The sequence below is a fragment of the Luteibacter sp. P4_D7_3 genome (assembly GCF_056401735.1).
In genome coordinates this window covers 1-9,952 of sequence record NZ_JBFUIT010000132.1, presented here as the reverse complement: position 1 = coordinate 9,952, position 9,952 = coordinate 1, and the positions used below count along the sequence as shown (strand labels likewise).

Annotated in this window: 8 protein-coding genes; 5 read left to right on the top strand and 3 right to left on the bottom strand. The window is 65.6% G+C overall.

The genetic code is table 11. From position 1 onward, the window contains the following. The 3 genes from AC1DSN_RS12680 to lpxK form a co-directional block, all read left to right on the top strand. Positions 1-248, top strand: a 248-nt coding sequence (locus AC1DSN_RS12680; RefSeq protein WP_477330968.1) for an ExbD/TolR family protein, incomplete at its 5' end; no start/stop codon positions are given. Continuing rightward, on the top strand, positions 245-2,017 hold the full coding sequence (gene msbA / locus AC1DSN_RS12675) for a lipid A export permease/ATP-binding protein MsbA (RefSeq protein WP_477330966.1): 1,773 nt from the start codon (positions 245-247) through the stop codon (positions 2,015-2,017). The genes AC1DSN_RS12680 and msbA, both read left to right, overlap by 4 nt. A 3-nt stretch (positions 2,018-2,020) precedes the next feature. Continuing rightward, on the top strand, positions 2,021-3,022 hold the full coding sequence (lpxK, locus tag AC1DSN_RS12670; RefSeq protein ID WP_477330964.1) for a tetraacyldisaccharide 4'-kinase: 1,002 nt from the start codon (positions 2,021-2,023) through the stop codon (positions 3,020-3,022). Positions 3,023-3,098: 76 nt separating this feature from the next. Here the strand turns inward: lpxK and AC1DSN_RS12665 are convergent, their stop codons facing one another. Next, positions 3,099-3,548 (bottom strand): glycine zipper 2TM domain-containing protein, encoded by a 450-nt coding sequence (locus tag AC1DSN_RS12665; protein WP_213946918.1) that lies wholly within the window; start codon positions 3,546-3,548, stop codon positions 3,099-3,101. 115 nt (positions 3,549-3,663) lie between these two features. Here AC1DSN_RS12665 and AC1DSN_RS12660 point away from each other — a divergent pair, with 115 nt between their 5' ends. After that, positions 3,664-5,103 carry a cryptochrome/photolyase family protein gene (locus tag AC1DSN_RS12660; protein ID WP_477297718.1) on the top strand — a complete coding sequence of 480 codons (1,440 nt, stop codon included), beginning with the start codon at positions 3,664-3,666 and terminating at the stop codon, positions 5,101-5,103. Here the strand turns inward: AC1DSN_RS12660 and AC1DSN_RS12655 are convergent. Together AC1DSN_RS12655 and AC1DSN_RS12650 are read right to left on the bottom strand one after the other, a co-directional pair. After that, positions 5,042-6,229 carry a cation:proton antiporter gene (locus tag AC1DSN_RS12655; RefSeq protein ID WP_477297717.1) on the bottom strand — a complete coding sequence of 396 codons (1,188 nt, stop codon included), beginning with the start codon at positions 6,227-6,229 and terminating at the stop codon, positions 5,042-5,044. The two genes, AC1DSN_RS12660 and AC1DSN_RS12655, sit on opposite strands and share 62 nt — an antisense overlap. A gap of 33 nt (positions 6,230-6,262) precedes the next feature. After that, positions 6,263-7,738, bottom strand: coding sequence for an MFS transporter (locus AC1DSN_RS12650; RefSeq protein ID WP_477330962.1), 1,476 nt, complete (start codon positions 7,736-7,738; stop codon positions 6,263-6,265). A gap of 43 nt (positions 7,739-7,781) precedes the next feature. Between AC1DSN_RS12650 and ligA the strand changes: the two genes are divergently transcribed. Beyond that, positions 7,782-9,952, top strand: a 2,171-nt coding sequence (gene ligA, locus AC1DSN_RS12645; protein ID WP_477330960.1) for an NAD-dependent DNA ligase LigA, incomplete at its 3' end; no start/stop codon positions are given.

The following is a 9,952-nucleotide window of genomic DNA, read 5'->3' as shown; positions in this document are numbered from 1 at the left end:
CCCTGGTCGTCGATCGTGACGGCCACTACTCGGTCGGCAGCGACGAAGTGCTGGGCGAGGGCATCGAGCCGCTCAAGGCGACTATCGAGCGTGTCGCCGGTAACGACCGCGATCGCCTCGTGGTGATCCGCGCCGATGCGATGACGCCGCACCAGAACGTGGTTCGCGCGATGGATGCGCTCGGCCAGGTGGGCTTTACCCGACTGTCGATCGCGACCACGCCGAGCGAGACGGGTCCGGCCCGGTGAGCAAGGAAAAAGTCTCGGTCTGGGACGCCAAGACCTGGCAGACCTATAAGCGCCTGCTCGGTTACACGCGGCGGTTCCGCACGGCGGGCCTCATTGCCATTGTCGGCATGATCATCGACCCGGTTTGCCTGTCGCTTTTCACGAGCCTGCTGAAGCCATTGATCGACAACCTTTTCGTCGACAAGGATCCGTACACGATCTTCTGGATGCCGATCTGGATCATCGCGATCTTCGCGGTGCGAGGCGTAGCCTCCTACGCGACTGACTACGGCATCGCCTATGTGGGCCGCAACGTGGTGCAGGCCATTCGTGTCGACGTCTTCGCATCCTATCTTCGCCTGCCGGCTACCTTCTTCGCCAAGGAGCCGTCGGGCCAGCAGATCTCGCGCATTACATACACCAGCGAGCAGGTAGCTTCTGCGTCGGCGGATTCGCTCAAGATGGCCGTCACCGAGGGCCTGACCGTCATCGGCATGCTTTGCGTCATGCTGTATTGGAGTGCCTATCTGGCGATGGCGCTGCTCGTTCTGGTGCCCTGCGTGGTGGTTATCGTCACCGTCATCAGCCGCCGCTACCGGAAGATCAGCAAGCGTATCCAGGGCAACATGGGCAGCGTAACCAGCGCTGTCGAGGAAGCCGTCGCGGCGAATCGCGAGGTGCGCATCTACGGTGGGCAGGTGCGCGAAGGCGATCGTTTCGGCGAAATCGCCGACCGCCAGCGCCGTCTCAACCTCAAGGTCTCGGCGACCAGCGCCGCCTCGGGAGCTACCATCCAGACGGTCGGCGCCATGGCGCTTGCCACCCTGGTATTCCTCGGAACGCGCCCAGGCATCATCGAGACGATCACCCCCGGAGTGTTCACGGCCGTGCTCACGGCGATGGGCGCTATGTTGCCGTCGCTGAAGCGTCTGGCCGGAATCCAGGCAAACCTGCAGAAAGGCGTTACCGCCGCCGAGGACTTGTTCACGATCATCGACGAGCCGCCCGAAATCGACACCGGCACGGAAGACCTCGTTCGCACCAAGGGCGACATCCGTTTCGAGAACATCCACCTGGTGTACGAGCGCAACAACCACGTCGCCCTGCGTGGCGTGGATCTGGTCTGCAAGCCCGGTACGGTGACGGCCCTGGTGGGACGCTCCGGTAGCGGCAAGTCCAGCCTGGTCAGTCTGCTGCCGCGTTTCTACCAGCCGACCGAGGGCCGCATCCTCGTCGACGGTCGCGATTACTCGCAGTACACGCTGCCCTCGCTGCGCCGTCAGATCGCCTGGGTGGGCCAGAACGTGGTGCTGTTCGACGACACCGTGGCCGCCAACATCGCCTACGGCGAAATGGCTGGCGCCTCGGAAGCCGACATCACGGCGGCAGCGAAGGCCGCGAACGCCATGGAGTTCATCGAGCGCCTGCCCGAAGGCCTGCAGACGCAGATCGGGCAGGGCGGTAACTCGCTCTCCGGTGGACAGCGCCAGCGTATCGCCATTGCCCGCGCCATTCTCAAGAACGCGCCGATCCTCGTCCTCGACGAGGCGACCAGCGCGCTCGATACCGAGTCGGAACGCCTGATCCAGGACGCGCTCACGCGCCTCATGCGCGACCGCACCACGCTGGTGATCGCCCATCGCCTGTCGACCATCGAGCACGCCGACCAGATCGCCGTCATGGACCAGGGCAGGGTCATCGAGCTCGGCACGCACCGCGAACTGCTCGACATTGGCGGCCAGTATTCGGCCCTGCACCGCATGCAGTTCCACGAGCAAGCGGCGAGCTAAGCGGTGGGCCTCGGCGCCTCACTGCAGCGACATTGGTACGGCGGCGGGAAGCCGCCGCTCTGGACGCGTCCGCTGGAGGTGTTTTACGGGGCTGTTGTGCGGCGTCGTGCGGCAGGCTTTCGCAACGATCCTTCGGCGGTGATTCGGCTTTCCGTACCGGTTGTGGTCGTCGGGAATATCACCATTGGCGGCACCGGCAAAACGCCGCTGATCGTGGCGTTGGCTGAAGCGATGTCGGCGCGGGGTTTCGTTCCGGGTGTCGTGAGTCGCGGCTATGGCGGTAGCGAGCGTGGGCCCTATCTGCTCACCGGCCAGGACGACCCCGCGAAGGTCGGCGATGAGCCGAGCCTGATTCGCCAGAGTGGTGTGCCTGTCGCTATTGGGCGCGAGCGTCCGGAAGCGGCGCAGTTGCTCATAGACGCCGGATGCAATCTCATTCTTGCCGACGATGGATTACAGCATCATCGTCTGGGTCGCGATGTCGAGATCTGTGTGATCGATGGTGAGCGTCGGCTGGGGAACGGACATTTGCTTCCGGCCGGGCCGTTGCGCGAGCCGGCGAGCCGCCTCGCCGATGTCGACTTCGTTGTGGTCAACAGCGGCACGCCAGCCGGGACCGAGATCGCCATGACGCTGGAAGGTGGCATCGCGATCAACATGGCCGACCCGTCGCTTTCCGCACCGCTCAGTGAGTTTGCCGGGCGGCCAGCGCACGCTGTCGCGGGTATCGGCAATCCCGCACGCTTCTTCAGCAGCCTTACGGCGCACGGCATTGCTGTGGATGGCCATCCTTTTGCAGACCACCATGCATTCACCCGCGACGATTTTACTTTCGCCGATGGTTGCCCCGTGCTGATGACGGACAAGGACGCGGTGAAGTGCCGCGACTTCGCACGGGCGAATTGGTGGCGTGTGCCGGTGCGTGCGGTGTTGCCCGAGTCGTTCTACGACGCGATAGCTGCCCGTGTGGGAGCCGCTTCAGCGGCGATAGCCAGGTCGCCGTAACCCCATCGCCGGCATAGCCGGCTCCCACAGAAAAGGCCGACCCGAAGGCCGGCCTTTCATTGAAACACCCAGGCGCTTACTGCACGCGCTGGACGTTACCCTTTTCGTCGACCACCACGATGTCACCCGTGCGGATAGACGAGGCATCGGCGACCTGGACATTCGTGTAACCGCCGCCGCCCATCTTCAGGCGCAGGGTGTAGCTCTCGCTGCCACCGCCCTTGCCGATGGCGTTACCGGCGAAGCCGCCGCCGACCGCGCCGGCGACCGTAGCGACCTTGCGTCCGTTGCCGCGGCCGACCTGGTTGCCCAGGACGCCGCCGGCGATGGCACCGATCACCGCGCCGGCCGTGCCGTGGTCACGGCCCTGGACGACGTTGCGCTCGATGCTCTGCACCACGCCGCACTGGTCGCAGCGGACATAGATGCCGTCGGACCGGGTGATCGTGGCGGCCGAAACGGGGGCGACTGCCGCGGTGGCGAGCAGGGCGGCCATCGGGATGCCGAGGACGGTCTTGAAATTCATGGTGGTCTCCTTTCGGGCGGCTGGCAGGGTTAGCCGCATGGGGAACAGTCTAAGCATGTCGGCTGAACGACGATGGAGCGATTCTGGCTTCACGCATTCCGTGGATACTAGGCGGATGAGTACAGCCATCCTCTGGTTCCGCCGCGACCTGCGTCTTGCAGATAATCCCGCCCTTCATGCCGCCGTGGCTGCCCACGAAAAGGTGGTGCCGCTCTACGTCCACGCCCCCGACGAGGAGGGCGAATGGGCGCCCGGCGCCGCCAGCCGCTGGTGGCTGCATCACTCGCTCGACGCGCTCGACACCTCCCTGGGCCGGCATAAAGGCAGCCTGCAGATCCTGCAGGGCTCCAGCCTTGACGCCTTGCGGGCCGCTATCGACGCGACCGGCGCGACAGCCGTCTACTTCAATCGCCTCTACGAACCGAAAGCGATCGCACGCGACAAGGCGGTGCGGCGCGCACTGGAAAGCGACGGCATCGAGGTCGCCTCGTTCAACGCCGCGCTCTGGTGTGAGCCCTGGGACATCGCCACCCAGCAGAACGAGCCCTACCGGGTGTTCACCCCGTTCTGGCGCAACCTGCGCACGCGCATCGATGCGGTCGGCCCGGTCGAAGAACCGTCGTCCCTGCACCTGGCAAAATTGCCGAAAACGTCGTCGCTCGACGCACTGGGCCTGCTGCCGACGCTTGACTGGGCGAGCGGCTTCGCCGAATGGACGCCGGGCGAGCAGGGCGCGCAGGAGATGCTCGACCTCTTCGCCGACGATGCCGTCGGCCACTACGTGGAAGGTCGCGACATACCGGCCAGACACGGCACCTCGCGTCTCTCGCCACACCTGCATTTCGGCGAGATCTCGCCGCTTCAGGTGGCGGAGGGCCTGCGTGAGCGCGTCAAGAAACGAAAGAACGGCGCCGACATCGAGCCTTACCTGCGTCAGCTCGGCTGGCGCGAGTTCGGTCACCATCTGCTGTATCACTTTCCGAAAACGCCGAAGGAAAACTTCAATCCGAAGTTCAACGCTTTCCGTTGGGAAAAGCGCGACGCGCATGCGCTCAAGCGCTGGAAAGAAGGCAAGACCGGGATCCCCCTCGTCGACGCCGGCATGCGCGAGTTATGGGCTACGGGCTGGATGCACAACCGCGTGCGCATGCTGGTGGCGAGCCTGCTGACGAAGAATCTTCGTCAGCACTGGCTGCTCGGCGAGAAATGGTTCTGGGACACGCTGGTCGATGCCGACCTGGCCAACAACGCGATGGGCTGGCAGTGGGTGGCCGGCAGTGGTGCGGACGCCGCACCGTATTTCCGCATCTTCAATCCGGTGACACAGTCGGAGAAATTCGACCCCGACGGCACGTATATCCGTCGGTGGGTACCGGAGCTCGCGCATGCAAAAGGTCGCCTCGTCCACGCGCCATGGGAAGACGAGGCCTTCCTGAAACAGTCGGGCTACCCGCGACCGCTGGTCGATCTCAAGCGCAGCCGGGATGAGGCGCTTACGGCGTACCAGTCGGTGCGGAGCGGTCCTTCAGCAGCAGGGCAAGCACCGGCGGAGTGACCATGGCCGTGAGCAGGGACATCGCGACGATGACGGCGTAGATCGTTTCGTCGAAGACACCGGCCGCGAGCCCCAGTGACGCGATGACGACGCCTACCTCGCCGCGCGGCACCATGCCGAAGCCGACGATCAGCGCGCCGCGTCGACCCAACGACATCGAGCCGAGGTAACCGCCGGCCAGCTTGGAGACGATGGCGATGACGGTGACCACGGCGAGCATGCCCAGCGCACTCGCGCTGGCCAGCGCCGAAAGGTTCACCTTGGCGCCGGTGACCACGAAGAAGAAGGGTGTGAGGAAGGCCAGCAAGGGTGCCGTCTGCTCCTCGAGCTGGTGTCGCTGGCTGGTCTCGGAGGCGATCATGCCGGCGAGGAAGGCGCCGATGATCGCGGCCAGGTGGAACTTCATCGACAGGAACGCGAGACCCAGGCACAGGGCCAGTACGATCGCCAGCGGCGACATCGGGTTGCTCGGCTTGTCCAGCCAGCCGGAACCGCGGCGCATGACCCGCGTGCCGCCCCAGCCGATCACGGCGACGAAGCCGATGGCACCGAGCAGTGTCCCGACCAGGCCGCCGATATCGACATCGCCACCGCCTTGCAGTGACGACACGATGCCGAGCAGGAGCATGGCCAGGATGTCGTCGATCACGGCGGCGCCCAGKATGATCCGCGCTTCACGGCGTTGCAGCACACCCAGTTGCTGCAGCACGCGCGCGGTGATGCCGGCCGAGGTGGCGACGAAGGCGGCGGCGACGAACATCGAGCGGATCCAGTCGAAGCCGGAGCCATGCGCCCACACGGCGCCACACGCGAAGGGGATGATCACGCCGAGCACGCCGACCATGAAGGCACTCGCACCGACCTTCTTCAGATCGTCGAGCCGCGTTTCCAGGCCGACTGAGAAAAGGAGCAGGATGACGCCGATTTCCGCGAGGACATCCAGCGGGGTGCCGGTGGCGATATCCGGCACGCTGATCCAGCCAAGCGCCGAGGGACCGATCACGCAACCGGCGGCGATTTCGCCCACCACGGCCGGCAGACGCAGGCGTTGCGCAATCTCGCCGCCGATCTGCGCGGCGACGAAGATGATGAAAAGGGTCAGCAGGATGCCTGCGGAATCGTGCATGGGGTCACTCCTTGTCGTTCCCGAGGGTACCCTTTATGCCGTGGCGTCGGTGACCGTGGCAACCCGCGTGTCGCGTAGGCGGCTGAAAACCCAGCTCGCGGCGAGAGTGATCATGCCCAGCACGATCACCGACCAGCGGAAGGCCGATACATAACCCTGGGCGTCATGGGAACCGAGGAAGCCACCCATCAGCAGCGAGGCCAACGCGATGCCGAAGCTCATCGACAGGTATTGCGCCGTTGATGCCATGGAAGAGGCCATGGCCGCGTGGCGGACATCCAGGTCCACGTACGCCAGCGTGTTCATCGAGGTGTACTGCAGCGACATGAAGGCGCCATAGACGTAGACGAAGCTGGCGATGATCCACATCGGCGTTTCCGGCGTGAGCAGCGCGAACGAGCACAGCACGATAGAGACCGCGATGGTGTTGCCGAGCAATAGCCTGCGATAGCCGAAGTGCGTGAGCAGCCGGTGGATGAAGGGCTTGACCGAGATCGAGCCGATCGCCTGTGGCACCATCATCAGGCCGGCGTGCAGCGGCGACCAGCCGCAGCCGATCTGCAGGAACAGCACCAGCAGCAGGTACATGCCGGACACGCCAAGCCGCGTGAACAGGTTGCCGGCGAGCGACACCCACACGCTGCGCACCTTGAGCAGGGAGAGGTCGCTCACCGGGTGCGCCGTGCGACGGCTGTGGCGCACATACAGCGCACCGAAGGCCACCGCGGCGAGGGCATAGCCGGCGATGCTCAGCCAGTGGCCCGACGTACCCACGGTCTCCGCGGCCATCAGGAACAAGGCCGATGACCCCGCAAAGAGCAGGAAGCCGGTGGTGTCGAAGCGGTTGGCCTGTTCCACGCGGTATTCGGGCATTTCGGTGCGATTGAGCAGCAGGCCGACGATGCCCACCGGCACGTTGATCAGGAAGATCAGCCGCCAGTTGGTGAATTCCACCAGCGCGCCACCGAGCAGGGGGCCGAACACGGAGCCAAGCAGCCCGAAGGTGGCCACCGTGGTCATGGCGCTGACGAATTCGCGCCGGTCGATGCTGCGCACCAGCACGTAGCGGCCCACGGGCATCAGGGCGGCGCCGCCCAGGCCCTGGACGATACGCGAGGCCACCAGCTGCGGCAGCGTCTGCGCCAGGCCGCAGAGCAGCGAGCCGAGGGCGAAGACCGTGATCGCTCCGCCGAAAACGCGCCTTGTGCCGAAGCGGTCGCACAGCCAGGGGCTCATGGGGATGAAGATCGCCAGGGTCAGCACGTAGCTGGTCAGGGCGGTGCGCATGCTTAGCGGGCCGACATCCAGCGCGTTCGCGATGGCGGGCACGGCGGTGTTGACGATCGTCGAATCCAGCGCCTGCATGAAGAAAGCGGCCGAAACGAGCCAGATGAGTCCGCGGTAGCGGGCCTTGCTCGACGGTTCCGCCGGTGCCAGTGCCGGGCGGTCGGTGGAGAGAGCGTGGACGTCGGTCGGTGGGAGGCTGTCGATGACGTCGTGGGCTGGCATGGCTGTAACATTATAGACGATCAGAGCCTGACGGACCCCGCACATGCCCCAAGCCCCCGCCCCGGCCGATGCCGTCGAGCGTGCCACCGAACTCCGACGCCGCCTCGAAGACGCCAATTACCGCTATCACGTGCTCGACGACCCGACCCTCGCCGACGCCGACTACGATCGCCTGATGCGGGAGCTCGAGGCGCTCGAAGCGGAGCACCCGGAGCTCGCCGTCGCCGATTCACCGACCCGGCGCGTCGGTGCTCGCGCGCAGGGTGGCTTTGCCGAAGTGACGCACGCGGTCCCCATGTTGTCGTTGGGTAATGCCTTCGAGCAGGAAGCCGACAACGACCGCGAAAAATATCGCGAAGTGGCCGATTTCGAGCGCCGCATCGAGCAGACGCTGGACCGCCGTGAGCCGGTGTTCTCGGTCGAGCCCAAGCTCGATGGCCTTGCCATCAGCCTGCGCTACGAAGACGGTGTCTTCGTGCAGGGCGCCACGCGCGGTGATGGTGCGGTCGGTGAAGATGTCACTTCCAATCTGCGCACCGTGAAGGCCATTCCGTTGCGCTTGCGCGGCGAAGGTTGGCCGCGCGTGCTCGAAGTGCGTGGCGAAGTGATCATGCCGCGCGCTGGCTTCGAGGCATTTAATGAGCGTGCTCGCGCGGCGGGTGAGAAGGCGCTGGCCAATCCGCGCAATGGCGCCGCCGGATCGTTACGCCAGCTCGATCCCGCGATTACCGCGAAGCGGCCACTCGCTTTCTTCGCCTACGCGGTAGGCGTGGTTGAAGAGGGTGAACTGCCGGACACGCATTCCGCCACGCTCGCGAAGCTGCGCGACTGGGGTTTCCCGGTGTCGCCCGAGGTCTCCACGGCAAAGGGTTTCAAGGGCCTGCTGGCTTACTTCCGGAAGATTGGCGAGAAGCGCGACAGCCTGCCGTACGACATCGACGGCGTGGTGTACAAGCTCGACGACTACGAAGGCCAGCGCGAGATGGGCTTCGTCTCGCGCGCGCCACGCTGGGCCATCGCGCACAAGTACCCCGCGCAGGAACAGACGACGACGGTGGAGGCGATCGAGATCCAGATCGGGCGCACCGGTGCGGCGACGCCCGTGGCCCGATTGACGCCGGTGCAGGTAGGTGGCGTGACCGTCACCAACGCCACCTTGCACAACGCCGACCAGGTCGCGCGCCTGGATGTGCGTGTCGGCGACACCGTGATCGTTCGCCGTGCGGGCGATGTCATTCCCGAAGTCGCCCGCGTGGTCGAGGAAAACCGCCCGGCAGGGACCGTGGCCTGGAAGATGCCCGAGGTCTGCCCGGTCTGCGGCTCGGAACTGCTGCGTGAGGAAGGCGCGGCCGCCTATCGATGCTCGGGTGGGCTCATCTGCGCCGCGCAGCGCAAGGAGGCCTTGATCCATTTCGCCTCGCGCCGCGCCATGGACATCGACGGCCTCGGCGATCGTTTCGTCGATGCCCTCGTCGAGTTCGACATGGTGCATACGCCGGCCGACCTCTATGCGCTCACCGTCGACCGCTTCGTGAAGCTGAAGACGCTGGCCGACGAGCGCGATGGCTCCACGCCGGAGACGGTGAAGCAGGGCAAGGTCGCCACGAAGTGGGCGGAGAACCTGGTGGAGGCGATCGAAGCCAGCAAGAAGTCCACGCTGCCGCGCTTCCTGTTCGGCCTTGGCATCATGCATATCGGCGAGAGCACCGCGAAGACGCTGGCCTTGTGGCTGGGCTCGCTGGACTTCGTGCGGCGCACGCCGGCGCCGGTGTTGCGCGTGCTGCCGGATATCGGCGATGAAGTAGCGACGTCCATTGCGGCGTTCTTCGAGCAGGAGGGCAACCAGAAGGTCGTCGATGCCTTGCTCGAAGCGGGTATCACCTTTGCCGATGAAGGCGCGCCTTCGCMCAAGCTGCGCGAGCGGCTAGGGCTCGACGTGCTGCTGGATGCCGCCAAGGTGTCGAAGCTCGGCCCGAAGAGCACTGGCATCCTCGCGAAGAACTACGCGAGCCTCGACGCGCTGGTGAAAGCGGGCGAGCACCAGTGGATCGTCGCCGGCGTGCCACAGGCAGCCGCCTCGAACCTCACCGCCTTGTTGGCCGACGCCGAACGCGTCGCCGAATTGCGACGCGCCGACGAAGCCATGCGCTCGCTGGCCGCGGCGCTGCCGGCGAAAGCCGCCAACGCGCTGCCGCTGGAAGGGCTGACCTACGT

Bases quoted from the DNA above. Each gene is read 5' to 3' on its own strand.
- AC1DSN_RS12665 (WP_213946918.1), bottom strand. From the start codon at position 3,548: ATGAATTTCAAGACCGTCCTCGGCATCCCGATGGCCGCCCTGCTCGCC.
- AC1DSN_RS12660 (WP_477297718.1), top strand. From the start codon at position 3,664: ATGAGTACAGCCATCCTCTGGTTCCGCCGCGACCTGCGTCTTGCAGAT.
- AC1DSN_RS12650 (WP_477330962.1), bottom strand. From the start codon at position 7,738: ATGCCAGCCCACGACGTCATCGACAGCCTCCCACCGACCGACGTCCAC.